Here is a 25,997-nt window from a genome sequence, read left to right as displayed (position 1 = left end):
CGCCCCGGGTGACGGGAGGGAGGTCGTCGTGAAGGCCGGGAGGGGCCTCGGCGTTGATTTCGTGTGGGGGACATTGCGTGGGCCGGGTTCCGCTTTACTCTGAGCCGCTGCGTGGTGGGCGGCCTGCCGAGTGGAAGTTTCGGCGGACGCACGTGGTTTCCATAAGTTTCTCCCTTACACCTCCAGGGATTTCCCTTCACTCGCCGCCGTCCTTCGAGGATTCTCCGGCGAGAGAGCCGACCGAATGATCGAATGGACGCTGAAGAAACTGATTGGGACCAAGAACGAGCGTGAGCTCAAGAAGAGCCACGCGAAGGTCGCCCGGGTCAATGAGCTGGAAACCCGTATGCGGGCCCTCAAGGACGAGGACTTCGTCTCCGAGACGAACCGCATGCGGCAGGAGATCCAGAACGGTCGTTCGCTGGACGACCTGCTCTTCGAGGCCTTTGCCATCACCCGCGAGGCGGCGCGCCGCGTCATCGGCCAGCGTCACTACGACGTGCAGCTCATTGGCGGCATGTTCCTCCACGAGGGCTGCATCGCGGAGATGCGCACCGGTGAAGGCAAGACGCTGACGGCGACGCTGCCCACCTACCTCAACGCGCTGTCCGGCCGGGGCGTGCACGTCGTCACGGTGAACGACTACCTGGCCCGCCGCGACGCGGAGTGGATGGGCCGCGTGTACCGCTTCCTGGGCATGACGACGGGCTGCGTGCTGCACGAGCTGAACGACAAGCAGCGGCAGGAGTCGTACCGCTCGGACATCACCTACGGGCAGAACAACGAGTTCGGCTTCGACTACCTGCGCGACAACATGAAGTTCCGCTTGCAGGACTACGTCCAGCGCGAGCTGAACTTCGCCATCGTCGACGAGGTGGACTCCATCCTCATCGACGAGGCCCGCACGCCGCTCATCATCTCCGGCCCCACCGAGGACAGCACCGACAAGTACTACCGGGTGGACCAGGTCATCCCCGGGCTGGTGCCGGACCAGGACTACACCCTGGATGAGAAGCACCGCTCCGTGTCGCTCACGGATGACGGCATCGAGAAGCTCCAGAAGCGGCTGGGCGTGGGCAACCTCTACGACCCGGGCGAAATCGAGATGCTGCACCACGTGGATCAGGCCCTGCGCGCGCACACGCTCTACAAGCGCGACAAGGACTACGTGGTGAAGGACGGCGAGGTCGTCATCGTCGACGAGTTCACCGGCCGCCAGATGCCGGGACGCCGCTGGTCGGACGGCCTTCATCAGGCCATCGAGGCCAAGGAAGGCGTGAAGATCGAGAACGAGAACCAGACGCTCGCGACCGTCTCGTTCCAGAACTACTTCCGCATGTACTCCAAGCTGGCCGGCATGACGGGCACGGCGGACACGGAGGCGGAGGAGTTCGCCAAAATCTACAACCTCGACGTGCGCGTCATCCCCACCAACCGTCCGCCCATCCGCAAGGACCTGCAGGACGTGGTGTACAAGACGGAGCGCGAGAAGTTCGAGGCGGTGGCGGCGGAAATCGAGGAGCTGCACAAGGCGGGGCAGCCGGTGCTCGTGGGCACGGTGTCCATCGCCAAGAGCGAGGTGGTGGCCAGCTTCCTCAAGAAGCGCGGAATCCCCCACAACGTCCTCAACGCCAAGCAGCACCAGCGCGAGGCGGACATCGTCGCGCAGGCCGGCCGCAAGGGCGCCGTCACCATCTCCACCAACATGGCCGGCCGTGGAACGGACATCCTCCTGGGCGGCAACGCGGAGGTCCTGGCCAAGTCGTCCATGGGCCCGCCGCCCGAGCCGCCCACGTCGGCCCCGGACGGGCAGCCGCTGGACCTGACGGCCTACGAGGCGGAGCTCGCGGCGTGGGAGCAGAAGCTCGCCGACACCAAGGCGAAGCTCGAGGAGCAGACGAAGAAGGAGCGCGAGGAGGTCCACGGCGCCGGCGGCCTCTTCATCATCGGCACCGAGCGCCACGAGTCGCGCCGCGTGGACAACCAGCTGCGTGGCCGCGCCGGCCGCCAGGGTGACCCGGGTGGCAGCCGCTTCTTCCTGTCGCTGGAGGACGACCTGATGCGCATCTTCGGGTCCGAGCGCATCCAGGGCCTGATGGAGCGGCTGGGCATGGAGGAGGGCGAGGTCATCGAGCACGTGTGGCTGTCACGTGCCATTGAGGGCGCCCAGAAGCGGGTCGAAGGCCACAACTTCGACATCCGCAAGAACCTCCTCGAGTACGACGACGTGATGAACCAGCAGCGCCGCACCATCTACAAGCTGCGCCGCCAGGTGCTGGCCGCGGGCGCGGGCGTGCCGCTGGTGGAGTACGACGAGGACCCGAAGACGCGCATCAAGACGCGCTCCGAGCGGACGGTCAGCTGGGCGGACTTCCGCGAGCTGATTCTGGACTCGATGGAGGACGTCATCGTGTCCCTCACCGACACCTACGCGCCCACCCGCGGCGTGGAGGGCTGGGACATGGCCGCGCTCCAGCAGGGCGTGAAGGAGACCTTCAACCTCGAGATGAACTTCGAGGGCGTGGGCAACCGCGAGGAGCTCCAGGAGCACATCTACAAGGCGGCGGAGAAGATCTTCCAGGCGCGCGACGAGGAGTTCGGCGAGAACTTCATGCGCTTCCTCCAGTACAACTACCTGGCGACCATCGACCGGCTCTGGAAGGACCACCTGCTGGCCATGGACCACCTGCGCCAGGGCATTGGCCTGCGCGGCTACGGCCAGAAGGACCCGAAGCAGGAGTACAAGAAGGAGGGCTACCAGGGCTTCATCCAGATGCTCTCCGCCATCAAGGCGCAGTTCGTCACCCAGCTCATGCACGTGCAGCCCCGCTCCGCCTCCAGCGCGGCGGAGGAGGCCGCCCGCATCCAGCGCCAGCTCGCGCAGCAGCAGCAGAAGGCGGTGGCGGGACGCGCCACGGCGGACGGCAAGCTGGATGAGGGCTCGGTGGCCGCGGCGGCTCGCCCGGCGGGGGCCAGCAAGCCGGCGGTGGGCCGCAACGACCCCTGCCCCTGCGGCAGCGGCCGGAAGTACAAGAAGTGCCACGGCGCCTCGGAGGCCAGCGTCTAGGACGCGGGCTGTCTGACAAGTCACCATGCAGGACGCCGGCGCGGCGCCACCCCCTGAGGAGGCACCGCGCCGGTGCTGTGCTGGCGGGGCAAGAGGGCCTCGCTGGGACGGGAGGAGGGCAGGGGAGCGGCAGGCGCGGTCCCTGCCCGGACGGGCGGTGCGGCGAAGCTTGCGCGGCCCGGAGGGGTTCTGTTAAGGACCCCCCGCCCCAAGGGATGGGGTCGGGGGGACGTCCACCCCAGGCAGGACCCACTACTCACACGTTCGTGCCGGTCGCCGGTGCCTCTGTGGGTGAGCGCCTCTCCTCGGAGAGGGACTCCCCCGTGGTCGTTTCGGCCGGAAGGTTTCTCGAACGTGGCGGAACAACCGGAGAGACACATGGAAACGCAGGACACGCAGACGCAGCAGCAGGCGATGGCCGCCGCCGGTGGCATCACGATGAGGCAGCTCCTGGAGGCCGGTGTTCACTTCGGCCACCAGACGAAGCGCTGGAACCCGAAGATGAAGCCGTTCATCTTCGGCGCCCGCAACGGCATCTACATCATCGACCTGCAGAAGACGGTCGTGATGGCCCGCTCGGCGTTCCGCTTCGTGGCGGACATCACCGCGCGCGGTGGCTCGGTGCTCTTCGTCGGCACCAAGAAGCAGGCGCAGGACGTGGTCCGCGAGGAGGCCGCGCGCGCCGGTCAGTACTTCGTCACCAGCCGCTGGCTGGGTGGCACGCTGACCAACTTCAAGACCATCAAGCAGGGCATCGACCGCCTGAAGACGCTGGAGAAGATGTCCGAGGACGGCACCTTCGAGCGCCTGCCCAAGAAGGAAGTCGCCCTGCTCGAGCGTGAGCGCGAGAAGCTGGAGAAGAACCTGGGCGGCGTGAAGGAGATGTCGAAGCTGCCCCGCTGCGTCTTCGTCATCGACCCGAAGAAGGAGCACATCGCCATCCACGAGGCGAGCCGCCTGGGCATCCCGGTCATCGGCCTGGTGGACACCAACTGCGATCCGGACGGCATCGACTTCGTCATCCCGGGCAACGACGACGCCATCCGCTCCATCAAGCTCTTCACCTCCAAGATCGCCGAGTCCTGCATCGAGGGCGCCGCGCGTTACCGCGCCTCGGGCGCCGCCGAGCGCGACGAGCAGGAGGAGCGCGAGGGCCATGACCGTGGTGACCGCCGCGACGACCGCCGTGGCCCGCGCCGTGGTGACCGCCGCGACGACCGTCGCGACCACCGGGGTGGTGACCGTGGTGGCGACCGCCGTGGCCCCCTCGTTGAGATGAGGACCGCTGCCCCTGTCGCCGCTGCCCCCGAGGCCGCTGCCCCCGAGGCCGCTGTTCCCGAGGCCGCTGCTCCCGCGAGCGAGCCGGCGGCCGAGTAGCCGTCCCTTTCTCACGTCAGTGCCGAAGCGGCCGGGTGGCGCCTGTTCGGGCCAGCTCCCCGGCCGCCTCTGTTTCCCTGGTGCCGCAGTATCCCCTTGAACTTGCAATGCTTCGCCCGGCGCGGTGCGCCCTGGAGTGGCGGAGGCAGGAGACGACGATGGCCGAAGTTAGCGCCCAGATGGTGAAGGAGCTCCGCGAGCGGACCAACGCGGGCATGATGGACTGCAAGAAGGCGCTCGCCGAGTCCGGTGGCGACTTCGCCAAGGCCGAGGAGTGGCTGCGCAAGAAGGGCATCGCCAAGGCCGCTGGCAAGGAAGGCCGCGTTGCCGCCGAGGGCGTCATCGGCACCTACGTTCACGGTGGCCGCATCGGCGTCATCGTCGAGGTGAACTGCGAGACGGACTTCGTCGCTCGCAACCCCGACTTCCAGGAGCTGGTGAAGGACGTGGCCATGCAGGTCGCTGCGGCCAGCCCCAAGTTCGTCCGTCGTGAAGAGGTCCCCACGGACAACCTGGACAAGGAGAAGGAGATCCAGCGCGACATCCTCAAGCAGCAGGGCAAGCCTGAGGCGATGCTGGAGAAGATCCTCGTCGGGAAGATGGAGAAGTACTACGAGGGCGTGTGCCTCGTGGACCAGCTCTGGGTGAAGGACGACAAGAAGAAGGTCGGCGAGATGATCTCCGAGCGCGCCGCGAAGATTGGCGAGAAGGTCTCCGTGCGCCGCTTCGTCCGCTACGAGGTGGGTGAGGGCATCGAGAAGAAGAAGGACGACCTCGCCGCCGAAGTCGCCAAGACGCTGGGCCAGGCGTAAGGCCTCCGCGGTCCCCATGGGGCCGCGAGCCTGGACGCAGGGCTGACAAGGGCCGCGCGCACCGGAACCACCCCTCACGGGGCGTCCGGGCGACGCGGCCCTCGCTTTTGCGGGTCTGATTGGCCCCTCCCCGTGCGACCGCCAGCGGACGATGTCGGGCGGGCCCACCGACTCCAGCGTTGATCCCTCGCGGAGCGGGGGATAGAAGCGGTGGCGCATGTCCTCCGACACGAAGAAGCCGCTCCCGTATAAGCGCATTCTCCTCAAGCTCTCGGGCGAGGCCCTGATGGGGGAGGGGAAGTACGGCATCCATCCGCCCACGCTGATGGGCATCGCCGAGGAAGTCATCGAGGTGGCGCAGGCCGGCGTGGAGGTCGCCCTGGTGATTGGCGGCGGCAACATCTTCCGCGGCGTCGCGGGCGCCACGGAGGGCATGGACCGCGCCAGCGCCGACTACATGGGCATGCTGGCCACCTGCATCAACTCCATGGCCATGCAGGACGCGCTGGAGAAGAAGGGCCTGCACACGCGCGTGCTGTCCGCCATCAAGATGGAGCAGATCGCCGAGCCGTACATCCGCCGGCGCGCGGTGCGCCACCTGGAGAAGGGCCGCGTGGTGATTTTCGCGGCGGGCACCGGCAACCCGTACTTCACCACCGACACCGCCGCCTCGCTGCGCGCCATGGAAATCAACGCGCAGGTCATCCTGAAGGCGACCAAGGTGGACGGGGTGTACAACGCGGACCCGAAGAAGGACCCCACCGCGCGGCGCTACCGGTCGCTGACGTACATGGACGTGTTGAAGCAGAATCTCAACGTCATGGACTCCACGGCCATCTCGCTGTGCATGGACAACAAGCTGCCCATCATCGTTTTCGACCTGACGCAGCAGGGCAACATCCGCCGCGCGGTGCTGGATGATGGGGACATTGGTACGTTGGTGGGTGGCAACGAGACGGTCTGGGCCTGAGCCCAGACTCACCGGCAAGCACTCAAGGAGAGAACGCAATGAGTGGAGACGTCGTCGCCGAACTGAAGGGCCGTATCGACAAGTCGCTCGAGGGCCTGCGCACGGACCTGACGAAGGTCCGCACGGGCCGCGCCAGCATCGCCATCCTGGATGGCGTCCGGGTGGACTACTACGGCACGCCGACGCCGCTGTCAGGCGTGGCCAGCGTGAACGCGCCCGAGCCCCGGCTCATCACCATCAAGCCGTGGGAGAAGAGCGTCCTCAAGGACATCGAGAAGGCGCTGCGCGAGGCGAACCTGGGCATCAACCCGATGAACGACGGCGAGATGATTCGCCTGCCCTTCCCGCCGCTCACCGAGGAGCGCCGCAAGGACATCGCCAAGCAGGTGAAGAACAAGGGCGAGGAGTTCAAGGTCGCCATCCGCAACCTCCGCCGCGACGCGAACGAGGCGCTGAAGACGCAGCTGAAGGACAAGAAGATCACCGAGGACGACCACAAGCGCATCACCGAGGTCGTGCAGAAGCAGACCGACGCGGGCATCACGCAGGTGGATGAAATCGTGAAGAAGAAGGAGAAGGAGGTCATGGAGGTTTGATGTCCTCCATTGTCCTCGCCGAGCCCTCCGCACCGGTGGCGGGTGCGCTGCGCCGCTACCTGGAGGCCGCCGGTCACGAAGTGTCCTGGGTGAGCAGCGTCGACGAGGCGCTGCGCACGGTGCGGGAGCGCACGCCCACCGTCCTGCTGGCGTCCGGAACGGGCGCCCTGGACGGTGAGGCGCTGTGCCGGAGGATGCGGGCCGAAGGCCTCGCCGCGCCGGTGTTGCTGTTGTACTCGCCGGAGGAGGAGCAGGCGGACACGCGCGCCGCCCAGGCGGGCGCGGACGGGTGCCTGGTGGGGCCGCTGAAGCGCCCCACGGTGCTGACGTGTGTGTCCCTGCTCGTCCAACGCGAGGAGGCGCTGCGGCGGGTGGCCTCCGCGGGCCCACGGCCGCCGCCCCCTCCGTTCGGTGGGGCCTCTCACGACGGCGGACCTCCGCCGCTGCCGGGCGCGTTGGGCGGGCGGATGGTTCCGCCACCGCCGCCGCTGGACGACGTGGGTGCGCCTATCGAGAGCGCGGAGGCGCGGGGCATGCCCCCTCCGCCGCCGCTCGACGAGGAGGCATCGGAAGCCGGGAGCGCGCAGGCGCTGGTGGCGCCAGCTCCGCACCAGGCGGATGCACCGTCGCCCGAGGGCCGCGGCGCGGAGACCGCGTCACTGCCACCCGAGCTGGACGAAGAGCCCATCACGTCGCCGTCCGCCGGGGCGGGCAACACGGCCCTGGATGCGGGCGCTGCGCCTGCCTCGGCCACGCAGGCTGCCGAGGAAGACGACCTCCCGCTGCTCCACGCGGAGCCCGTGGACGACGAGCAGGGTGACGCCGGACAAGGGGCCGACGACAGGCCCGCGGCTGATTCGGCGGCGAAACCCTCGGACTCTGGCGCCGCATCCACGAGCGTGCCTGACGCCTCCACCGCGGCACCAGCGGCCAGCGCTCCGCCTCCCTCGGTGGGGGCCCGGCACTCCGGCTCCTTCCCCGCGCTGGCTCCCACGCCTGTTCCGGGCGGCAGCCGCATCAGCCGGTCCGACCTGGCGGCGATCGGCTCCTCTCCGGACTTCGAGTTCCTCAAGCGGCTGATGTTGATGGAGGTGAAGCGCAGCCGGCGCTACCGCTACCCCATCGCCGTGCTGCTGGTGGACATCGACAAGTTCGCGGAGAAGGCGGCGCCCCTGGCCCCCGCCGCGCGGAAGCTCGCGCTCGCCGAGGCCCTGGGCCTGCTCGTGTCCGGCGTGCGCGACATCGACGTCGCCGTGCCCCTCTCGGACAGCCGCTTCGTCGTCTTCCTGCCGCACACACCTCGCTCCGGCGCGCTGGTGGTGGGGCAGCGCCTGCGCGAGCTCATCAAGTCCCTGACGGCCTTCGAGGGCGCCAGCGCCTCCGTGGGCGTCGCCGTCTCCGAGCCCCCGCCGGGCCGTGGACCCGTGGCGGGCGCGCTGGCTCAGGTCAGCTTCGGCAGCCTCCTCAAGGAGGCCGGTGAGGCCCTGCGTCGCGCTCAGGCCGCGGGTGGGGATTGGGTGGAAGCCGCGAGCGGCAGGACTCAGCCGGGGTAGACGAAGTCCGCGCCGGTGATGCCGCGGACAACGTCCGCAACGAACGACATCAACTCCAGGCCCCGGCCCTTGTCGTCCTTCCAGGTGCCGGTGGCCGCGTCGTAGTCGAAGTGGATGCCCTGACCGCGGCCCGCCACCCAGACCTGCCGCACGGCGCGCTGGGTGTTGACGATGCACTTCTCCCGCGAGGCCGCGGTGAGCGTCACCATGTCGCCGGTGCTGTCGGCTTCCAGGATGTCGGGGTCAATGGCATCCGCCGCGACGAGGATGCGCTTGAACGCGGCGGAGACCAACTGGTTGTAGCGAGCTTCGTCCATCATGGCCGCGACGGCCTCACTGGATGATGTCGAGCACCTGCTGACCCGGGGCGGCGTAGAACAGGAACTTGAACGGCGGTGAAGACTCCCCCTCCGCGCGCTCCAGGCCGATGACGGTGCCCGGGTTGACGGGCTTGGGGAAGGACTGCATGCCGAGCAGATGGGCCGCCAGGGCGCCCATGGACGGCTGATGACCCACGAGGACGAGGTTCTCGTCGGCGTACTCGCTGAGCACCGGCTCCACCGCGCCCACGGGCATGTCGGGCAGCAGGCAGCGATGCACCTTCAGCGGGCCCTCGAACCTGGCGGAGATGGAGAGGATCTGCGCCGTCTGCACCGTGCGAACCAGCGGGCTGGTCAGGATGCGCCCCACGGGACCAATGCGCTCGGTCAGCGAGGCGAAGTGCTGGGCGGTGCTGGTGCGAGACTTCGCGGTGAGGGCGCGCGCCTCGTCACCGAGACCCTCGGGGATCTCCGCGTCCGCATCCGCGTGCCTAACCAGGAAAAGCCTCAAATTCCCTCCACCGCTTTCGACAGAACCGCGGTTCGTACACGAGCGCGGCGGGGTTGGTCAAAGGTAATGCGGCGATTGTTCAGTGGCCGGAACAACCCCACCGTGACAGACAGAGGCGGGACGCCTCTCACCGCCCAGGTTGCCGAAGCATACATGAGGGGCTGACATGTCCCGTCTGGAGGAACGCGCGTGCGCAAGGTGCTGTGGGGACTGTGGCTGCTCGTGGCCTTCTCGGCCTGCAAGAAACCCGAGGACGCCTCCGGGCCGCCCGCCGGGGTGGTGGGCGAGCAGGCTCCCAGCGCTCCCGACAGTGTCGTGGAGGCCGGCCCCTACCCGGTGACGAAGGAGAAGCTGGACGCGTACGTGGGCTACCAGCGGCGCATGCTGGAGGTGTACGGCTCGCTGATGAAGGGCCTGCAGAACCTGGGGGCGCTGGTGGACGCCGGCACCCCGGAGGCCATGGCCGCCGCGCGCGAGGGTTTGAAGGTGGTGGAGGCCAAGGCCAAGGCGGAGGCCGAGGCGCGCCGCGAGGCCCAGCTCTCCGAGGCGGACGTCAACGGCATCGCCGAGGTCGTCACCGCCGTCATCAGCCAGCGGCAACTGGGGCGCACGCTCCAGTACGAAGAGGAGCTGAAGAAGCTGGAGGCGCTCCAGGCGAAGCTGCCGCCCGAGCAGCAGCAGGGCATGGCGCCCCAGGTGGCGTCGATGCGCGCCCAGGTGGAGGCCTTCCAGACGCTGGCCGACGCCCGCAGAGCGCATGGCGATGCGAACGTCGACGTCGTCCTGACGCGCGAGGAAGACCTCATCCAGAACTATCAGGAGATGATTCGCGTCTTCACCGGCACGCGCCGGTGAAGACGGGCACGGCCCGCTCGCCTCAGACGCGCTTGAGGTGCGGGGCCTGCTTGAAGAGCTGCGCCAGGTAGACGTCGGCGACCTTCTCCATGATGGTGTTGCCGCGCAGGCGCTGCCGGAGGTTGACGAAGTCCACCTGGTCCAGCCGCTGGTCCTGGTTGTAGCAAGAGAACACCCACGTCTCCTTGCCCGTCACCGGGTCCACGTGTCGCTGGAGGCACTGGGCGCAGATCTCCTTCATCATGCACTGCATCGGCGAGTTGATGGAGCCGATGGCCTCGTGTCCCGGCTTGAGGTGCGGCTGGAGGACGCCGTGCCGGGCCTCGGCCACCGCGCGCATCATTCCATCCGAGCCGATGGCGATGATGCGGTCCACGTCCGCCAGGGAGACGACGGGCGCGGGGCCCAGCTTGCCCTCCGCGTAGGCCACCATCGCCTGCACCACGTTGCCCCGGAACGCCGAGTCCTGCGGCCGGCGCGGCTCAATCGTGTCCCCGGTGTCCACGGACCACACAATCTGGTCCGTGCCGGCCTCGATTTCGTCGTGCTTGAAGGAGTCCGACTTCTGCCGGTAGCCGGCGAAGTACACGACGCGGCAGCCGGCCGCCTTGAGCGAGCGGGCGATGGAGAAGAGCACCGCGTTGCCCAGGCCGCCGCCCACGAGCACCACCGTCTCGTCGTGGCCAATCTCCGTGGGCGCGCCGGTGGGGCCCATCAGCACCACGGGCTCACCGGGCTTGAGCGCGGCGCACAGGCGCGAGGACGAGCCCATCTCCAGCACGATGGTGCCCATCAGCCCCTTCTCCTTGTCCACCCAGGCGCCGGTGAGGGCCAGGCCCTCCATGGTGAGGCGCACGCCGTCCACCACGGGCGCGTTCCGCTCGAAGTTCTGCAGCCGGTAGAACTGGCCGGGGGAGAAGTGGCTGGCCGCGAAGGGCGCGCGCACCACCACCTCGACGATGGTCGGCGTCAGCCGGTTGACGGCCACCACCGTGGCGGTGAACGCCTCGTCCAGCTTCGCGAAGTGCGCGGCGCGGCGCGCGTCACGCGCGGCCTGGGCCACCTCGTCGGTGAAGTCGAGCGCGGCCACCTCCTTCGCGTACAGCCGCGCCACCTGCGGGTGGCCGTCCTTCGCGCTGGCCATGGCCTTCACCACGTTGCCCGCGTAGGTCGGGTGGTTGTCGCCGTAGAAGGAGATGAAGCGGCCGTCCTGCTGGTACGACGTGAAGAAGCCTGTCTTCGCCGCCGGGTCCTCCTTTGCCTTCACGGGCGCCAGCGAGAAGCCGCCTTCGGTGTCCACCAGCTCGTGGCTCTGGAAATACTCGCCGCGCGCGTCGAGCTGGAAGGTGCCCGGGTATTCCTTCTCGTACGTGACGTTGGGGGACGTGCCGGCGGCGACGCACACCGTGCGCGCGGGCAGCTCGAAGAACTGGCCGCTGCCCTTGAGCTTGCCGTCCACCGTCACCATGCGCTCGAAGCGCAGCGCGCGCACCGCGCCGGAGGCGTCCGGCAGGGCCTCCACCGGGCTCATGCGCTCGATGAAGCGGATGCCTTCCTCCAGCGCCTTCGTCACTTCCTCATGGTTGAGGCGGTAGGCAGGGGACTCGGTGAGGCCGCGGCGGTAGACGAGGCTGACGCCGCCCCACGCGCGCACCAGCTTGATGAAGTCCGGCTCACGGCCCAGGTCCTTCGCCCTCTGGCGCTCCTCGCGCACGGCGCGGCCGTGCTCCAGGAACGTCTGGTAGGTGACGCGCTCCTCCGCGTCGAGCCGGGCCAGCACGGCCTCCTCGTCCACCTGGGACACCAGCTTCTCGTGGCGGGCGAGCGCCTTCTCCACCTGCACCGGGTAGTACGCCATCAGCTCCGTGGCGGTGTCGATGCCGGTGAGGCCACCGCCGATGACGATGGCGGGCAACTGCACCTGGAGGTTCGCCAGCGAGTCCTTCTTGAACGCGCCGCTGAGCTGGAGCGCCATCAGGAAGTCACTGGCCTTGCGGATGCCCCGGATGAGGTTGTTCTTCATCCCGATGATGGTCGGGCGGCCCGCGCCGGCGGCGATGGCGATGTGGTCGAAGCCCAGCGCCCACGCGTCCTCCACCGTGAGGGTGCCACCGAAGCGCACGCCGCCGTGGATGCGGAAGCTCTCCCGGCGCGCCAGCGTGAGGTGGATGAGCGTGAGGAAGTTCTTGTCCCAGCGCACGGTGATGCCGTACTCGGACACGCCGCCGAAGCCCTCCAGGACGCGCTCGTCCAGCTCGCTGGTGAGCGCGGACCAGTCGCGGATGGGCTGGAGCGCGTGGCCGTTGCGGCCCACGAGCGCGTCGGGGAAGGGCTCAATCTTGAGGCCGTCGATGCCCGTGACGCCGAAGCCCTCATTGAGCAGGTAGTGCGACAGCGTGTAGCCGGCGGGGCCCAGGCCCACCACCAGCACGTTGCGGCCCACGTAGGGCAGCGCGTACGGGCGGCGGACGTTGAGCGGGTTCCACCGCGTGAGCAGGCCGTAGATTTCGAAGCCCCACGGCAGGTTCAGCACGTCCGTGAGCGTGGCCGTCTCCGCCAGGGGGATGTTCACCGGCTCCTGCTTCTGGAAGATGCAGGCCTTCATGCAGTCATTGCAGATGCGGTGACCGGTGCCGGGGCACATCGGGTTGTCGAGCGTCACCATGGCCAGCGCGGCCACGGAGTTGCCCTCCCGCTTGAGCAGGTGTGCCTCGGAGATGCGCTCGTCGAGCGGGCACCCGTTGAGGGGGATGCCCAGCGGGTTCTTCTTGTAGTGGTGTCCCTCGGCCACCGGGTCCTTGGCGGGGAAGCCCTTGGTGCACGAGTCCTTCTGCCGCTCGTGACAGAGCACGCAGTAGTCCACCTCGTTCATCACGTCGCGCGAGGTGCCCCGGCGGTCGGTGAGCTTGAACCCGTCGCGGTGGCGGAGGTGGTGCTCCAGGCCCTCGGTGGCCTCGGGCAGCGCGTTGTCCGGACGCTGGAGGTGGACGAGCTGGTCGAACACCAGCGGCTTGGGAATCCGGTGGGTGGGCCAGGCGTGGAAGATGTCCTTCGTCTCCGGGTGCAGCGCCCGCGCGTACGTCCAGCGGTCCGCCAGCGACAGCAGCGCGCGCACGGACTGGAGCTCCGCGGCGTCATCGCCCTGCGTGACGAGGCTGGAGCCGAAGGCGTCCTGGCCCTCGGGCGTGGACAGCAGCACCTCGCGCAGCGCGGACCAGCGGGCGCGCAGGGCCTCCGCCTCCCCCTGACGCTCGGCGGGCAGCGCGTTGGAGAACAGGCGCTCCAGGTCCATCAGCGAGAGGACGGACTCCGCCAGGCCCCGCTCCAGGTCCCCGGTGGCCAGTGCCTCCGGGAAGCCCAGCTGGAGCATCAGTCGCATGCGCGCGTCCAGCGAGGGGAACTCCGCCAGCGCCGGGCGGTCCGCGGCGCCCTTCTTGAAGACGCGGCGGGTGATGAACTCGCGCTTGAAGTCGAAGAGCGGCAGCTCGCCCTTGAGGCGGCCGGACAGGCGCTCCAGCTCCTGCTCCACGCGGAAGAGGCGCGAGACGAAGCGCGACACGTGGCGCGACACGCGGACGAGCAGGTCCGACTCCGCGGCGCCGCCGACGCTCTTGCCGCCGGACTTGCGGTACGCGTCGAAGGCCTGGAAGAGCTCGGGCTCATCCTCGGCGAGCTGCGCGTCGAAGCGCTCCGCCAGCCGGCGCAGCCCGGTGGGGCGATAGAGGTCCTCGAAGACAAAGCCCGGCAGGCCCAGGGTCAGAGGAGGGGTGGGGTCGGAGGGCAGGTCAGTCAAGGCGCGCATGTCACGAACAGTGTGGGAGGAACCTGGAGAAACGGCTTCCAGGCGGGACCTATTTCGCGGGGTGCCGTCCGGAAATCAAGCGGGCTTGTCACTGGACGTGAGGCTCGCCTTCGGGCAGCGCGTCACGGTGGGTAGGCAGGGACACACGCTCCAGGCGCTGACGCAGCTGCAGCAGTCCCCAGAACATGCGCGCCGCGTCGAGCCCCGGGATGACCTTGGAACCCCCCAGGTCCTCCCAGTCGATGGGGACCTCCAGGAAGCGCGCGCCCTGGCGCTTCAGCAGCACCAGCAGCTCCACGTCCAGCAGCCAGCGCTGCTCCTGGAGCACGTCCAGGAGGGGCCGCAGCAGGTCCGCGCGGACGAACTTCACCCCGCACTGGGTGTCGTAGAAGTGGAGCTTGAAGTTCGCATCCGTGAGCGTGGCGAAGACGCGACCCTGGAGGTGCCGGTGGAGGCTGCGCACGACGCGGCGTCCGGCCATGAGGATGCGCGAGCCGGCCAGGACGTCCACGTTCCGCGCCATCTCCGAGGCGCTCAGCTCCACCAGCCGGTGGAACTCCTCGGCGTTGATGGCGCCATCTGCGTCCAGGAAGGCCAGCCACGTGACACCCGCTGACGCGTGACGCCAGCCGAGCCGGATGGCCGAGCCCTTTCCCTGGTTGCGAGGCGCCGCCACGTAGGTGAACTGGTGCCGTGCCCCCGTGCTGGCGAGGTGGGCCTGAGCCGCCTCTACGCTGGCGCGCTGGAGTTCGGCGTGCTCGGGCGCGCTGCCATCGTCGACGACGACGAACTCCACCAGCGGGGCGCTCCGCTCGAGGAATACGCGCGTGAGCTCCGCGACGAAGCGAGGCAGCCGCTGGCCCTCGTTGTAGGCGGGGATGACGACGCTGACGGAGGGCACATGCACGCGTTCGATTGAGCACAGGTGCGGATGAGCCGTCAATGCAGGGTGTCGGCGGATTCCCGCCTCGCGCGCACCGTGCCCCTCATCGAGTGGTGCTCAGCGGGGCTTCTTGTTGCGGCGCTTCTTCTGGCCGGAGGCGTTCCGGCGCGGCGAAGGCTCCGCCGAGGGCCGTGCGGGAGCGGCCGGCGCGGCCTTCTTCGCTCGGGCCGTTTTGCTCGGGGCTAACGCACCGGCGGCGGGCACCGGTGCCTGCGCGCGCGCGGCCGGCGCACGGGGCGCCGAGGTCGAGTCCCCTTCCGGAGAAGCCGCGCCCACTGGCTGCTTCGGCCGTGCTGGCTTCCGTGGATGGGTCTGGGGGGCACGCGGCTTGGGCAGCACGGTGTCGACCGCGGTCGCCGGCCGCGCCACGGCGGATGGCGCCGCTTCGTGCTCGCGCCGCTCTGCGCGCGCCTGCTGTGGCACCGCCGCAGCGGAAACCGCGGGGGCTGGACGTGCCCGGAGCGCCTCCACCTCGCGACGCAGGCGGAGCACCTCGGCGGACAGCTGCGCGTAGGAGTCGCGCACGTGCCCATTGAACACGCGCTGCCTGCCGAGCGCTTCGTTGATGAACACCTGGCACGACTTGCGGAAGGCCCACTTGGCCAGCAGGACGACCTGCCCCACGCCACCCCGGTGGGTGTGCAGGGGGAGGGCGCGCGTGGCGTCCGCGTATTCCTCCAGCGCATGCAGGTTGAACGTCAGCGGCTCCACCCGGGGCTCCACGCCTTCGGCAGGCAACTCCACTTCCTCGGAGGTGGGGAGGCCGCGCGTGCGCAGGCGCTCCTCGATGCGGGCAATCAGCTCCCGCGCGGGGATGTCCCGTCCCAGTAACTTCATTGGCGCTTCTCCTCGAGGATGCGTTGCATTTCTTCCCGGTAGGCCGCCACCACCTGTGGCCAGCCCTGCTTCTTCACGTACGCCAGGCCCCGCTTGCCCATGGGCCCACGCTCCGAGCCCACCTCGCGCAGGCCCTGGATGAACGACTCCAGGTCCGTGTACGCGCGGCCCGCGCCGCTGCGCTCCACCTGTCCCACCAGCACGTCCGAGCGCCCGTTCACCAGCACGGGCGTGCCCTGGGCGAAGGACTCCAGCGTCAGCAGCGACAGGCTCTCGTAGCGGGACGGCACCACCACCGCCAACGCCCCCGCCAGCGCGTCGTGTTTGTCCTGCTCGTCGATGCGGCCCAGGTAGCGCACGCCCTCGCCGGACAGCGCCATGTTGGTGTCTCCCGCGAGCACCAGGTCCGGCGCGTCCTCGAACCGCTCCTTCAGGGCCTGGTGGTACTCCAGCAGCTCTGGCACGCCTTTGCCCGGCTCCTGACGGCCGATGTAGAGCAGGTAGTGTCGGTGGAGGCCGTGTTTCTCCTTGAAGCGCGCGCCATCCGCCCGAGGCCGGTCCACGCCCACGCCCACCACCCGCGTGGGCGCGTGATTCGGGAAGAGCCTCTCGATGAGCGTGTGCTCCTCAGGCGTGAGGCAGAGCAGGGCGCGCGGGCGCTCGAAGACGTCCCGGTACACACCGAAATGGATGGGGGCCTCGTCATGCGTGGTGGGCACCAGCAGGGCCCGGTCCGCCACCAGCGGCAGGCCCCACACCGTGGGGGCATAGAGGTAGGTGAAGAAGAGATAGCCGTCGTAGGCGTCGCGCTCGGTGGACAGGTGGTGCAGCAGGCCGGGGCACATGGGGCCCTGCTCGGCCACCCACTGCTCTTCGCGCAGCCGCTCGTTGCGCTGGTCGAACACCTGCCGCGACAGGCCGTTGAAGCCTCGGATGTTGCGCACCCGCGTGGACGGGAAGCGCAGCACCTTGATGCCGTCCACGACGTCGGGCCCGGGGGGGAACGCGTTGTCCCACTCGAGGTGGTTCTTCGCGCAGGTCGTCAGCACGGTGAGGTCCCAGTGCGGCGCGAGGTGTTCGGCCATCTGCGCGGCGAGCTTCTCCGCGCCGCCCGTCACCTCGCCGTAGCGCTGCACCACCATCGCCACGCGGGGACGCTCGGGGACCTTCCCGGGCTTCTTGGGCGCGGGGCGGGGCAGCACCGTCTCCAATGCCTTCGTGAAGGCGGTCTGCACGGAAGGCGCGGAGAAGTGCTCCAGCCGCCGCGTCTGTCCGGCGATGACTGGGCCTCGCAGGGCCGAGTCCTCGCTCAGGTCCACCGCCAGCTCCGCGAGGAAGGCGAAGCGCTTCTGGTCAAAGGCCACGCCCGCGCCGCCCAACGTCTCCGGCACCGCGGCGGCCGCGTAGGCCAGTACGGGGACCTCGGCGGCCATGGCCTCGATGAGGGGGACGCCGAAGCCCTCATGCTCGCTCATGGAGACGTAGACGGAAGCGGACCGGTACGCGGCCACGAGCTGCGCGTGGCTCAGGCGTCCCAGGAAGCTCACGCCGCGCAGGCCGCGCGCCTCGCGTTGGAGCATGCGGAAGTACCGGCTGCCGGGCTCGTAGCCGCCCACCATCAACAGACGCGCCTGGGGCCGCAGCCGCAGCACTTCGCGGTGGAGCGCGAGCAGGTCCTCGAAGCGCTTGTGCGGCATGACCCGGCTCACGCCGAGCAGCACGGGGCCTGGACCCTGAAGCCGCTGGAGCAGCTTCGCGTCCGCGCTGGCGCGGGAGAATCGCTCTGGTTCGATGAAGAGGGGCACCGTATGGACGTTGCGGTAGCCCGCGACGCGCAGCTCGGCGGCGTTGAAGTCCGACACGCCGATGGCCACCTCCGCGAAGGGGGTCATCGCGGCGAGCTGGGCCCGTCCCGCCACCAGCGCGTCCGCCAGCGGCAGCCCTTCGTAGAAACGTGCGGGGCTGATGTTGTGGAAGACGATGCCGCGACGGCAGGGCAGGTGCATCAACCGGCTGCTGAGCGGAGAGGCGATGCCATGGTGGTAGAGGACCAGGTCACCGGGCTCGGGACGCAGCGCGGACGCGGGGCTGGCCAGCCCTTCAAGCCCCGGGCCCACCTCGTCCGCGTACAGCGCGCCCGCGTACCCCATGCGGCGCAGCAGGAGCTGCAGGTGCAGCGCGGCCTGCCCGGTGGCGTCGCCGGGGACAAAGCTCGGTATCAACTGGTGGATCGCCATGCGGGTCCTGCCTATCACACGCTCGTGGTATGAGGCGCACCGTGTCCATGAGACCCATCGCCTTCGACGCGACACTCTGGGACGAGCCGACCACCGGCATCGGCCTGTACACCCGTTGCCTGGCCTCCGCCCTGGAGGCGCTCGGCGTCCAGCTCATCCGCATGGGGGCGCAGTCCTCTGGCGAGGCGCCTCGCGGGAAGGCCGGGCGCACCGCCTGGACGCTGGGAGGCCTGCCGCGCGTGCTCCAGGGCTCGGACGCGCCGCTGTACCACGCACACGGCAACTTCAACCTGCCCCTCCTCCGCGCGCCTGGCATGAAGTACGTGCTGACGGTGCACGACTTGATTCCGCTGCTGATGCCGGAGACGGTGTCGTCCGCGTTCCGCTGGCAGTTCCGCCTGTGGCTGTCGCGCAGCCTGCGGGTGGCGGACCAGGTGGTGTGCGTGAGCGAGCGCACGCGGCAGGACCTGCTGGCCCGCTACCCGGAAGCAGCGCCGCGCACGGTGGTGGTGCCCAATGGCGTGGACCACGTCCATGCGCCCGCCCTGGATGACACCAGCAAGGACTTCCTTCGCGCGCTCTCCCTGCCGAAGGAGTACGTGCTCTACGCGGGCTCGCTCGACGTGCGGAAGAACGTGGACCTGGTGCTGGACGCGTTGGAGCGGCTGCGACTGCGGGGGCGGCCCGTCTCGCTGGTGCTGGCGGGGCAGAGCTGGTTCGGCGCGGGTCGCGTGGAGTCGCGCATCTCCCGGATGCGCACGGAGGGGTTCGAGGTGCGCTCGCTCGGCTATCAGTCCGACGCCGTGTTCTACGAGCTGATGCGCCGCGCGGCCGTGTTCGTGTTCCCCTCTCGCTACGAGGGATTCGGGCTGCCTCCGCTGGAGGCGATGCGGCTGGGGACGCCCACCATCGTCTCCACCGCGGGCTCGCTGCCGGAGGTCTGCGGCGACGCCGCGCTGAGCGTGGGGCCCGACGATGCGAACGGGCTCGCGAGGGCGTTGGACCGGCTGCTCCATTCGCCGGAGGAACGGCGGGCGCTCGCGGAGCGTGGAAGGGCGCAGGCCGCGAAGTTCACCTGGAAGCGGACCGCCGAGGGCACCTTGGCGGCGTACGAGGCCGCGTTGCGGCGATAAGGAGACGTATGCGAAAGCTCGTCTGGAGTGGGGTGCTGTTGTGCGGACTGCTCGCGGGCTGCGCGAGCCGGCAGGAGACGGGCACGGCTTCGGTGGAACCGCCGCCCGCCGAGGCCGAAGCCAGCGCCGGAGTGGCAACGCCGGCCCCTGAGGACACGCCGGCCACGGAGACTCCGCCTGCCGAGGACGGCGAGGCGAAGGCCGCCGTCCAGCCGTTGGTGGTGAAGCCCAAGCCCGAGCCAAAGGACCTCATCAACATCCGAAGCGCCCAGGTGGACGGAGGCATCCTGTCGCTGGCCGTGATGCATGGCGGAGGCTGCGCCGAGCACACGTACACGCTGGCCTGGGACGGAACGCTTCAGCCGGGCGCGGACGGGACGCCGGTGGCGAACCTGGTGCTGGTGCATGACGGGAACAATGACGTGTGCAAGGCGCTCCTGCGGGCCACGCCTCGCTTCGACGTGTCCTCGATTTCGCAGCGCTTCGGGGCGCAGTTCGGGAAGACCTCGGGCACGGTGAACCTGGTCCTGCCGGGCCAGGCGCCCCTGCGTTACGACTTCTGAGCCCTACGCTTCAGCGGGGGACGCCTCGGTGACGCCCTCCGCCAGCAGGTCCTCACGCAGCTTCGTGAGGACCTTGCCCAGCAGATTCAGTCCTCGCCACTTCGCGGGGTGATGGATGCGCGGGTCCTCCGCACCCAACCCCACACCCCAGATGCGGTCCATGGGGCTGGCTTCCACCAACTCCGTGCCCGCGGTGTCCAGGAGCGCCTTCAGCAACTCCGGGCTCTGGGTGAACTTCGCGCGGTTGCCCTCGTAGACGATGCGCTCACGCGCCTTCTCCCAGCGCACGTTGTCGAAGTCTCGGACCTTGCGGCCCAGGGCCTTGTGCGTCTTGGGCGACCTCGATGACAGGATGCTCGCCAGCGCCTCGTTGTCACCGAAGAGCCGCGCCTTGCCCGCCATCATGTACTGCTCAGCGCACACGTAGCGCACGCCGTCCACGACGAAGTCGGAGCGGTGCCACTGCGAGAAGGGGGAGTGCGCCTGCCAGAAGAAGGTGAACCGCTGCTGTCCTGCTTCACTCATGGGCGACCTCGGGAATGGTGTTTGTTGTACACTAACGATGAGGGCCCGGCGACCTGACAAACGTCGCTACACTGCCCCACCAGCATGACGCTCTCCGACGCCCTGGCTCTGCTGGAACGCTGCTTCACCGGGCTCGCGGAAGGCGCCCCCCGGCTCCGCGAGCAGGAAGACGCCCGCTTCGCCCTCCGCCCCAGCGCCGTGTGGCTGGAGTACCGCTGGTACGTCCATGAACGAGGGATGGCGGAGGTCTTCCTCAAGTGGCCTCGCGTCTCCACCGAACAGCGTGTCGCGGCCGAGGCCACGGTGCTGCGCGTCCATGTGCTCGGCGTGTCACCCACGCTTTCCGAGCGTGCGGGGAAACTGCTGGTGGGCGGAACGCCATCGAGAGATCGCATCATGGACCTCCTCGGCGATGACGGCGTGCGCCGGGAGTGCGTCTGCGTGGGCCGGACGAACGTCACCGTGGAGCACTGGGAGCCGCTGCCCGGCCCGCGCCCGCTGCTGGACGATGCGCGCTTCACCGCACTGGCCGAGGCGCTGGAGGCACCGGACGCCACGCCCGAAGCGCGGCACGAGGCGGTGCAGCGGCTGGCTGACGAGCGAAGCCCCCGTGTCGTGGCTTCGCTGCTCGCGCTGGTGGCGCGCAAGCCCTCGCTGATGGCGCTGCGGGTGCTGTCGGAGTGGGGCGTCATCGAGGCGCGCGAGGCGCTTCAGCGGGACCTGGCCCTGGTGCGGCCCGACAATCCGGCGGACCTGTGGACCTACACGGCGCTGGAGCGGCGGCTTCAGTCCTGGGCCGCCCTTCAGGGGAATGGGGGGACCTGAAGCGTCCCTCCCGTCACCTGCCCTCTCTCAACGTCGACGAGCCAGTAGCCTTCACGGCCCGCCTGCGTGGAGGAGCCGGCGCCGAATACGTGGGGGCGCTCGGCGGTGGCTGGGTGGTGGAAGCGGTGGTGGATGTGGCCGTGCAAGATGGCGTGGCGGGGCCCTCGGAGCAGCTTGCAGAGGTCGGGGCCGTCACTCAATCCCCAGCGCCGCCGTGCCTTGGGGCTTCAAGGGCGCGTGGTGTACGACGACGAGGAGGGCCCGGCTCGCGAGCCGGACGTCGCTGACAATCGCCGCCAGTCCGTCCAACTGCGCGGGGCCAATGACACCGCGAGAGATGCCCGGCAGCGGGGGCATCCGGGCCGAGCAGAGGCCCACGATGGCGGCGTCCGCGCCCACGAGCCGGACGAAGGGAAACGCACCCTCCCGCTGGTGCTCGGGCAGGTCGCTCTCCAGCAGGTGCCCGAAGTAGCGCTCGAAGCGCCTGCTTCGCACGCTGCCCGGTGTGTACACGTCGTGGTTGCCGGGGATGAGGGTGCAGCGGCCGCGGTCCTCCGCCAGCGCTCCCAGCGCGTCCTGTGCCCCCTGGAACTCGAGGTCGAGCGCGCAGGCCGTCAGGTCTCCCGATAGAATGAGATGGTGCGCGCCGTGTGCTGGCATGGCCAGCGCGATGGCGGAGATCGTGCGAGGCGCTTCGTCGTAGGCGCGCGCCCGCCCCGCTGCCAGCAGCTCTGGCAGCGCCAGCCAGCGTCGCCAGCCCAGCCGGCGCAGGGGCAGCGCCCGGTAGTCGGCGGTGACGTGGACATCCGAGCAATGAAGAAAGCGCATGGCGGGCGCGGGAGGCGATGCCGGGACGCCGCGGGCGTTCCCCGGCACCGCCTTGTCAGCCGGTGACTAGAGCGCCTGGCAGAGGGCGTTTCCGAGGGTGCGCGTATCCCAGTAGCGGATGCCGCAGCCGTAGCCCGGGCCGTCCATGGCGCCGCCACCCGCCAGACGCGCGACGTCCCACGTCCCCAGCAGCGCGCAGACCTCGCTCTGACGGGCCTCGGCCTCGGTCGGCGCGAGCAGGGCCGTCCCCGGGGCGCACGGCTGGTCTCCCACGACCGCGACGAACGTCAGCTGCGCGCAGAGGGTCTCCCCCACCGGGCGCGTGTCGATGTCACGGATGCCGCAGCCGTAGCCCGGGCCATCCATGGAGCCGCCGCCAGCCAGCCGGACAATGTCCCAGGTGCCCAACTGCGAGCAGATGTCGCTCTGGCTGGCACGGGCGACCATCGGGCTGACCACCGTGAGCCCCGCAGGACAGGTTCCGTCGCCGGTGACCTCGGTGAACTGTTGCACCTGCTTGCAGAGACTCTCACCCATGCCGCGCGAATCCACCGTCCGAATGCCACAGCCGTAGCCCGCGCCATCCATGGAGCCGCCGTTGGCCAGGCGCACGATGTCCCACGTGCCGAGCATGGCGCACAGGGTGGATTGGTTCTCCCGTGCCTCTTCGGGAGAGGCCAGCGTGTAGCCCGTGGGGCACGCCGTGTCGCCCAGGACGTTGTAGACCTGCCCGGCGAGCGACGCCTGCGTCTCCTGGGTCGTGTCCGCGGGCGTGTCCTGCGCGGGCGTGCCGCATCCGGCGAGGGATAGCGCCAGGCCAACACCAGACAACAGGACGGAGATTCTGCGCTGATTCATGGTGACCTCGTGAAGGGTGGTTGCATGCGGAGCCCGGGGCTGTGCCTCGGGGTCCGGGGCGCCGACATGAGCAAGACTCATACCGTGGGTGTGTGGTAGTTTGTCTTGGGGGCGTGGGCCTGCGAAGTCTTGGAATGGAATGACGGGCGCGTCCGCGGGGGACGCAGTCGCGTTCTCCGGGAACGCCTCCTGTATGGGGTTTCCCGTGCAACGAAAGACAGGGTGCGCGCGCACGGTTCGTGAAGGGAAATTTCCCAGGACAGGGGGAGCGCATGCGGGTGCGGCACGTAGCCATTGGGGCGGGTCATGAGGTGTATGCATCGGGAGAGGCCGCGCTGGCGGCAGCCGTCACCCGGCGAGTGGGGGACCGATTGGCGCGGGAGCGTCAGGCGCGGCTGCCCGCGCGCTATCGCAGATGGCGGGTGTTGGAGACCACGCCCCTGCTGCGTTCAATGGAAGGCGGGCGGGTAGTTCGGATCGCCATGGTGCAGCGCGCCGTGGACGAAGACTCGCGAGCGCGAGGCCCGCTCGTCGAAGCCGTGCTCGCGGTAGGCTCGCAAGAGGACGCCGAAGTCGGCCTCGGTCGGCAACCGCCCACGCGCGCTCCGGCAGACTGCAGGTTGGCGTCGTCAACCGCGGGCGTTATGGTGCCAGGCGTTAACGCTGGGAATTCCGCAGCCTGAGGCGCAAGCAGTCGCGCAGCCAGGCCCGAGCGACGCTATCCACCCTGTCGCGATTCTACGAGACAAACACATGCAAGCAGTACCTGCGCTCGATGGCGGACCGATCACTGTCGTGATTGAACTTGAGGTCGAACCGGAGCAGCAAAGCGAGCTGCTGCGAGGGCTCGCGGACAGCGTGGACAAGTACGTCAGCCGATGTCCTGGATTCTTGTATGCCAGCTTCCATGCGAGCCTCGATGCCCGGTGGCGGTCGGTGGCAGCCTGGAAGGCATTTCTGGCATCAACCACTGAGGATGACGAAGGCCAGAAGTCCAGAGAGGCCCTCATGGCGCGCTGCGGCGCGAAGCCTGTCAGTGTCACTCCGTTCCGGGATTTTCGAACCATCAAGGGGAATGGGGGGATTGAGCAGCCGCGCTTCGTCGGCTCCTTGATGTTGCAGGCATCTAGATTCCGTTGACGCCTGCGCCTGGATTCGCCGGGCGAGCCCCTTGAAGCGGTAGAGGAGAAAGGCGATCCGGTGCAGCGACATTGACGTCTTGCCCAAGCCAGCGACGCCCTGGATGCTCAGTACCTCGGCGTCTTCGTTTCTGCGGACTCCCTGGCCGCGATCTTCTCGATGTGATCCATGTCGCCCTTGTTCTCCCGGATGTGCGCCTTCTGGTCGCCAACATCTCGGGCATAGCGACTCACTCGGCCTTCCAACTGACCGAGCGCCGCTGCGAGCTTCTGGATGCCCTTCTCGAGGTGCGCTCTCTTTGCTGCTTCCGTCCCATTGACCACCATGGAAAATCCCTGTGGAGACGACGCCCGTGCATCGTGGACCGCGCTGACGCTCATCCTCGAGACTCCGGCAAGAGCACGGCCTCGGCGGTGCGACGGGCGATCGACACGCCAGCGACGCGCAGGCGCACCTCCGCGCCCTCGGCGACGACCTTCTCGGGGTGCGGGCAGCGGACGACGACGGCCGGCGCGTCGAGTGCAACGAGCACCTGCTGCTTCATCACCCGAAGCACCGTGCCGGTGAACTCGACCCCCCTTCGCGACTGCATGAGCAGCGCCGCGTAGAGGTCCCCGATCTCGCGCTGGATGCTCCGCGCTCGCTGCTGCGTCGAGTTGACGGTCTCGGGATCGACCGAACCAGAAGCCTGCGGCTGTCCGAGCAGGGTGGCGCGGATCGCGCGATGGATCGTCAGGTCAGCGTAGCGACGGATGGGCGACGTGAAGTGCACGTAGTGCCGCGATGCGAGGGCGAAGTGATCGTATCGCCGCGCCGCGTACAGGGCGCCGGGCATGGCGTCGAGGAACATCGCAGCGAGCTCGTCCCGCACTCTGGCGTCGGGCAGATTCTTGATGACGTCCCGAAGCGCCGCTGCGTCGAGCGTCAGCGACGCGTCGAACTCGACTCCCTGACGGCGCGCAGCCTCGACGATCCGCAGGGCACGCTCGTCACTCGGTGCCGAGTGAACGCGGAAGAGCGCGTCTGCTCGGCGTTCCTTCAGCATCGCGGCCACGGTCTCGTTGGCCAGCAGCATCAGCTCCTCCACGAGCTGGTGAGCCCGCGCGAGCCCGGGGGAGGACGGTGCGCGAGCGATCTGCGTCGGCAGGCCGCTCGCGGGATCCACGTCGATCCGCACCTCGGGTGTCTCCACGGCGATAGCGCCGCGCGCGCGTCGTTGCTCACGCAGACGTTGCGCAAGCTCGTCGAGGACGAAGAGTGACTCGGCGTGTGCACGCGCCTCGGATGGGCCGCCGGCACCTCGGGTCTCGAGTACCTCGGCGGCGTCCTCGTAGGTCAGCTTCGCGCGCGACCGGATGAGCGCAGGGGCGAGGCGCGAGCCCGTCACCGCGAGCGAGGCGTCGAAGCGAACCTCGAGGACCATCGCGGCGCGGTCCACGTCGGGCAGCAGAGACGCCGCGTCGCTCGAGAGCGCGGGCGGCAGCATCGGCACGACGCGCGAGGGGAAGTAGAGCGACGTCCCGCGTCTCTGGGCCTCGCGGTCGAGGGCACTGCCCTCGTGGACGAAGGCGCTCACGTCCGCGATCGCGACGAAGGCACGAACGCTGCCGTCGCGTCCGCGGTGAGCGAATAGCGCGTCGTCATGGTCCTCGGCGGTCGCCGGATCGACGGTGACGAACGAGACGCCGCGCAGGTCGGTCCTCGCGACGTCCGCCTCGGAGTAGACGGCGGACGCTGCCGCACAAGCCTCGGCGAGCACGTCGTCGGGAAACGTCTCGGAGAGTCCCTCGCGCCAGAGGAGCGCGTCCTCCTCGACGCTCGGCGCGCCGCGCGCGCCAAACTCGCGGACCACCCGCACCTCGGGCTGCCGGGGATCAACAGCGACGAGCACCTCGACGCCCACGACGACCGACGAAGGGGAGCCCGTCGCGCCCGAAGCGTCCACGCGAAGAGGCCTCGTGATGCGCGGGTCGTCCGCGGCGAACAGGGTCTCTTCGATGACACCCGTGAGACGTCGCGCCTGACGTGCGAGCACGCGCACCACGCGTCCCTTCGGTCCGCGTTCACTGCGGCCGGTCAGCTCGACCTCGACCTGGTCCTCGTCGAGGGCAGCGCGGAGCGCGCCGGCGGCGACGAAGACGTCCTCCTCGCCAACTCGAATGAGGCCGAAGCCCGCGGGCGTGATGCGAAGCCGCCCAATTGCTCGCGTATCCCGCATTGCCGCGTTTCGGGGTTCTGCGGCTGA

At 69.2% G+C, this 25,997-nt stretch carries 23 protein-coding genes; 11 read left to right on the top strand and 12 right to left on the bottom strand.

Annotated elements, in window-relative coordinates; genetic code table 11:
* Positions 1-244: 244 nt before the first annotated feature.
* The 6 genes from secA (at position 245) to KGD87_RS16265 (ending at position 8,375) form a co-directional block, all read left to right on the top strand.
* Positions 245-3,067 (top strand): preprotein translocase subunit SecA, encoded by a 2,823-nt coding sequence (gene secA / locus KGD87_RS16290; protein WP_284668325.1) that lies wholly within the window; start codon positions 245-247, stop codon positions 3,065-3,067.
* A 378-nt stretch (positions 3,068-3,445) separates the two neighbouring features.
* On the top strand, positions 3,446-4,444 hold the full coding sequence (rpsB, locus tag KGD87_RS16285) for a 30S ribosomal protein S2 (protein WP_284668324.1): 999 nt from the start codon (positions 3,446-3,448) through the stop codon (positions 4,442-4,444).
* A gap of 158 nt (positions 4,445-4,602) precedes the next feature.
* Positions 4,603-5,256 carry a translation elongation factor Ts gene (gene tsf, locus KGD87_RS16280; protein ID WP_163782285.1) on the top strand — a complete coding sequence of 218 codons (654 nt, stop codon included), beginning with the start codon at positions 4,603-4,605 and terminating at the stop codon, positions 5,254-5,256.
* Between the two features lie 217 nt (positions 5,257-5,473).
* A complete protein-coding gene (pyrH, locus tag KGD87_RS16275; protein WP_284668323.1) occupies positions 5,474-6,226 on the top strand; it encodes a UMP kinase in 753 nt (250 codons plus the stop codon).
* Positions 6,227-6,264: 38 nt separating this feature from the next.
* The gene (frr, locus tag KGD87_RS16270; RefSeq protein WP_163782281.1) at positions 6,265-6,822 is read left to right on the top strand and encodes a ribosome recycling factor; all 558 of its coding nucleotides are present in this window, start codon (positions 6,265-6,267) and stop codon (positions 6,820-6,822) included.
* Positions 6,822-8,375 carry a diguanylate cyclase gene (locus KGD87_RS16265; protein ID WP_284668322.1) on the top strand — a complete coding sequence of 518 codons (1,554 nt, stop codon included), beginning with the start codon at positions 6,822-6,824 and terminating at the stop codon, positions 8,373-8,375. Before frr ends, KGD87_RS16265 begins: the two co-directional genes overlap by 1 nt.
* On the opposite strand, the gene cyaY is transcribed toward KGD87_RS16265, so the two are convergent.
* Positions 8,363-8,695, bottom strand: coding sequence for an iron donor protein CyaY (cyaY, locus tag KGD87_RS16260; protein ID WP_284668321.1), 333 nt, complete (start codon positions 8,693-8,695; stop codon positions 8,363-8,365). The two genes, KGD87_RS16265 and cyaY, sit on opposite strands and share 13 nt — an antisense overlap.
* A 13-nt stretch (positions 8,696-8,708) precedes the next feature.
* Positions 8,709-9,206: a SixA phosphatase family protein gene (locus KGD87_RS16255; RefSeq protein ID WP_284668320.1), complete on the bottom strand. Its 498-nt coding sequence runs from the start codon at positions 9,204-9,206 to the stop codon at positions 8,709-8,711.
* Positions 9,207-9,395: 189 nt separating this feature from the next.
* Here KGD87_RS16255 and KGD87_RS16250 point away from each other — a divergent pair, with 189 nt between their 5' ends.
* On the top strand, positions 9,396-10,061 hold the full coding sequence (locus KGD87_RS16250) for a hypothetical protein (RefSeq protein WP_284668319.1): 666 nt from the start codon (positions 9,396-9,398) through the stop codon (positions 10,059-10,061).
* Between the two features lie 22 nt (positions 10,062-10,083).
* Here the strand turns inward: KGD87_RS16250 and KGD87_RS16245 are convergent, their stop codons facing one another.
* The 4 genes from KGD87_RS16245 to KGD87_RS16230 form a co-directional block, all read right to left on the bottom strand.
* Entirely contained in the window at positions 10,084-13,863 is a 3,780-nt protein-coding gene (locus tag KGD87_RS16245) for an FAD-dependent oxidoreductase (RefSeq protein ID WP_284668318.1), read from the bottom strand.
* An 88-nt stretch (positions 13,864-13,951) separates the two neighbouring features.
* On the bottom strand, positions 13,952-14,764 hold the full coding sequence (locus tag KGD87_RS16240) for a glycosyltransferase (protein ID WP_284668317.1): 813 nt from the start codon (positions 14,762-14,764) through the stop codon (positions 13,952-13,954).
* A 99-nt stretch (positions 14,765-14,863) separates the two neighbouring features.
* Complete coding sequence (locus KGD87_RS16235; RefSeq protein WP_284668316.1) at positions 14,864-15,643, bottom strand: hypothetical protein; 780 nt, start codon at positions 15,641-15,643, stop codon at positions 14,864-14,866.
* On the bottom strand, positions 15,640-17,880 hold the full coding sequence (locus KGD87_RS16230) for a glycosyltransferase family 4 protein (RefSeq protein WP_284668315.1): 2,241 nt from the start codon (positions 17,878-17,880) through the stop codon (positions 15,640-15,642). The genes KGD87_RS16235 and KGD87_RS16230 overlap by 4 nt, the downstream gene beginning before the upstream one ends.
* A gap of 47 nt (positions 17,881-17,927) precedes the next feature.
* On the opposite strand from KGD87_RS16230, the gene KGD87_RS16225 reads away from it, so the two are divergent.
* Together KGD87_RS16225 and KGD87_RS16220 are read left to right on the top strand one after the other, a co-directional pair.
* Positions 17,928-19,013, top strand: coding sequence for a glycosyltransferase family 4 protein (locus KGD87_RS16225; RefSeq protein WP_284668644.1), 1,086 nt, complete (start codon positions 17,928-17,930; stop codon positions 19,011-19,013).
* 8 nt (positions 19,014-19,021) lie between these two features.
* Complete coding sequence (locus tag KGD87_RS16220; RefSeq protein ID WP_284668314.1) at positions 19,022-19,576, top strand: hypothetical protein; 555 nt, start codon at positions 19,022-19,024, stop codon at positions 19,574-19,576.
* A 3-nt stretch (positions 19,577-19,579) separates the two neighbouring features.
* On the opposite strand, the gene ybiA is transcribed toward KGD87_RS16220, so the two are convergent.
* Positions 19,580-20,101, bottom strand: coding sequence for a riboflavin biosynthesis intermediates N-glycosidase (ybiA, locus tag KGD87_RS16215; RefSeq protein WP_284668313.1), 522 nt, complete (start codon positions 20,099-20,101; stop codon positions 19,580-19,582).
* A gap of 84 nt (positions 20,102-20,185) precedes the next feature.
* On the opposite strand from ybiA, the gene KGD87_RS16210 reads away from it, so the two are divergent.
* Complete coding sequence (locus KGD87_RS16210) at positions 20,186-20,926, top strand: hypothetical protein (RefSeq protein ID WP_284668312.1); 741 nt, start codon at positions 20,186-20,188, stop codon at positions 20,924-20,926.
* 192 nt (positions 20,927-21,118) lie between these two features.
* On the opposite strand, the gene KGD87_RS16205 is transcribed toward KGD87_RS16210, so the two are convergent.
* From KGD87_RS16205 to KGD87_RS16195, 3 genes are all read right to left on the bottom strand, one after another.
* Entirely contained in the window at positions 21,119-21,754 is a 636-nt protein-coding gene (locus tag KGD87_RS16205) for a metallophosphoesterase family protein (protein WP_502888028.1), read from the bottom strand.
* Between the two features lie 66 nt (positions 21,755-21,820).
* Positions 21,821-22,612 carry a hypothetical protein gene (locus KGD87_RS16200; protein ID WP_284668311.1) on the bottom strand — a complete coding sequence of 264 codons (792 nt, stop codon included), beginning with the start codon at positions 22,610-22,612 and terminating at the stop codon, positions 21,821-21,823.
* Positions 22,613-23,061: 449 nt separating this feature from the next.
* A complete protein-coding gene (locus KGD87_RS16195) occupies positions 23,062-23,202 on the bottom strand; it encodes a hypothetical protein (protein WP_284668310.1) in 141 nt (46 codons plus the stop codon).
* A gap of 163 nt (positions 23,203-23,365) precedes the next feature.
* Between KGD87_RS16195 and KGD87_RS16190 the strand changes: the two genes are divergently transcribed.
* On the top strand, positions 23,366-23,752 hold the full coding sequence (locus tag KGD87_RS16190) for an antibiotic biosynthesis monooxygenase family protein (protein WP_284668309.1): 387 nt from the start codon (positions 23,366-23,368) through the stop codon (positions 23,750-23,752).
* A gap of 107 nt (positions 23,753-23,859) precedes the next feature.
* Here KGD87_RS16190 and KGD87_RS16185 read toward each other — a convergent pair whose 3' ends face one another.
* On the bottom strand, positions 23,860-24,132 hold the full coding sequence (locus KGD87_RS16185) for a hypothetical protein (RefSeq protein WP_284668308.1): 273 nt from the start codon (positions 24,130-24,132) through the stop codon (positions 23,860-23,862).
* Positions 24,129-25,970: a ribonuclease R family protein gene (locus KGD87_RS16180; RefSeq protein ID WP_284668307.1), complete on the bottom strand. Its 1,842-nt coding sequence runs from the start codon at positions 25,968-25,970 to the stop codon at positions 24,129-24,131. Before KGD87_RS16180 ends, KGD87_RS16185 begins: the two co-directional genes overlap by 4 nt.
* Positions 25,971-25,997 lie beyond the last annotated feature (27 nt).

Source organism: Myxococcus sp. SDU36, assembly GCF_030168875.1.
GTDB lineage: Bacteria > Myxococcota > Myxococcia > Myxococcales > Myxococcaceae > Myxococcus > Myxococcus vastator.
Note: the sequence above shows the minus strand (reverse complement) of the source record. Positions and strands in the feature narration are given on the sequence as shown.

Coding starts and splice junctions, on each gene's coding strand:
- secA (WP_284668325.1), top strand. CDS start 245: ATGATCGAATGGACGCTGAAGAAACTGATTGGGACCAAGAACGAGCGT.
- rpsB (WP_284668324.1), top strand. CDS start 3,446: ATGGAAACGCAGGACACGCAGACGCAGCAGCAGGCGATGGCCGCCGCC.
- tsf (WP_163782285.1), top strand. CDS start 4,603: ATGGCCGAAGTTAGCGCCCAGATGGTGAAGGAGCTCCGCGAGCGGACC.
- pyrH (WP_284668323.1), top strand. CDS start 5,474: ATGTCCTCCGACACGAAGAAGCCGCTCCCGTATAAGCGCATTCTCCTC.
- frr (WP_163782281.1), top strand. CDS start 6,265: ATGAGTGGAGACGTCGTCGCCGAACTGAAGGGCCGTATCGACAAGTCG.
- KGD87_RS16265 (WP_284668322.1), top strand. CDS start 6,822: ATGTCCTCCATTGTCCTCGCCGAGCCCTCCGCACCGGTGGCGGGTGCG.
- cyaY (WP_284668321.1), bottom strand. CDS start 8,695: ATGATGGACGAAGCTCGCTACAACCAGTTGGTCTCCGCCGCGTTCAAG.
- KGD87_RS16245 (WP_284668318.1), bottom strand. CDS start 13,863: ATGCGCGCCTTGACTGACCTGCCCTCCGACCCCACCCCTCCTCTGACC.
- KGD87_RS16235 (WP_284668316.1), bottom strand. CDS start 15,643: ATGAAGTTACTGGGACGGGACATCCCCGCGCGGGAGCTGATTGCCCGC.
- KGD87_RS16230 (WP_284668315.1), bottom strand. CDS start 17,880: ATGGCGATCCACCAGTTGATACCGAGCTTTGTCCCCGGCGACGCCACC.
- KGD87_RS16225 (WP_284668644.1), top strand. CDS start 17,928: ATGAGACCCATCGCCTTCGACGCGACACTCTGGGACGAGCCGACCACC.
- KGD87_RS16220 (WP_284668314.1), top strand. CDS start 19,022: ATGCGAAAGCTCGTCTGGAGTGGGGTGCTGTTGTGCGGACTGCTCGCG.
- ybiA (WP_284668313.1), bottom strand. CDS start 20,101: ATGAGTGAAGCAGGACAGCAGCGGTTCACCTTCTTCTGGCAGGCGCAC.
- KGD87_RS16210 (WP_284668312.1), top strand. CDS start 20,186: ATGACGCTCTCCGACGCCCTGGCTCTGCTGGAACGCTGCTTCACCGGG.
- KGD87_RS16205 (WP_502888028.1), bottom strand. CDS start 21,754: ATGCGCTTTCTTCATTGCTCGGATGTCCACGTCACCGCCGACTACCGG.
- KGD87_RS16200 (WP_284668311.1), bottom strand. CDS start 22,612: ATGAATCAGCGCAGAATCTCCGTCCTGTTGTCTGGTGTTGGCCTGGCG.
- KGD87_RS16190 (WP_284668309.1), top strand. CDS start 23,366: ATGCAAGCAGTACCTGCGCTCGATGGCGGACCGATCACTGTCGTGATT.
- KGD87_RS16185 (WP_284668308.1), bottom strand. CDS start 24,132: ATGAGCGTCAGCGCGGTCCACGATGCACGGGCGTCGTCTCCACAGGGA.
- KGD87_RS16180 (WP_284668307.1), bottom strand. CDS start 25,970: ATGCGGGATACGCGAGCAATTGGGCGGCTTCGCATCACGCCCGCGGGC.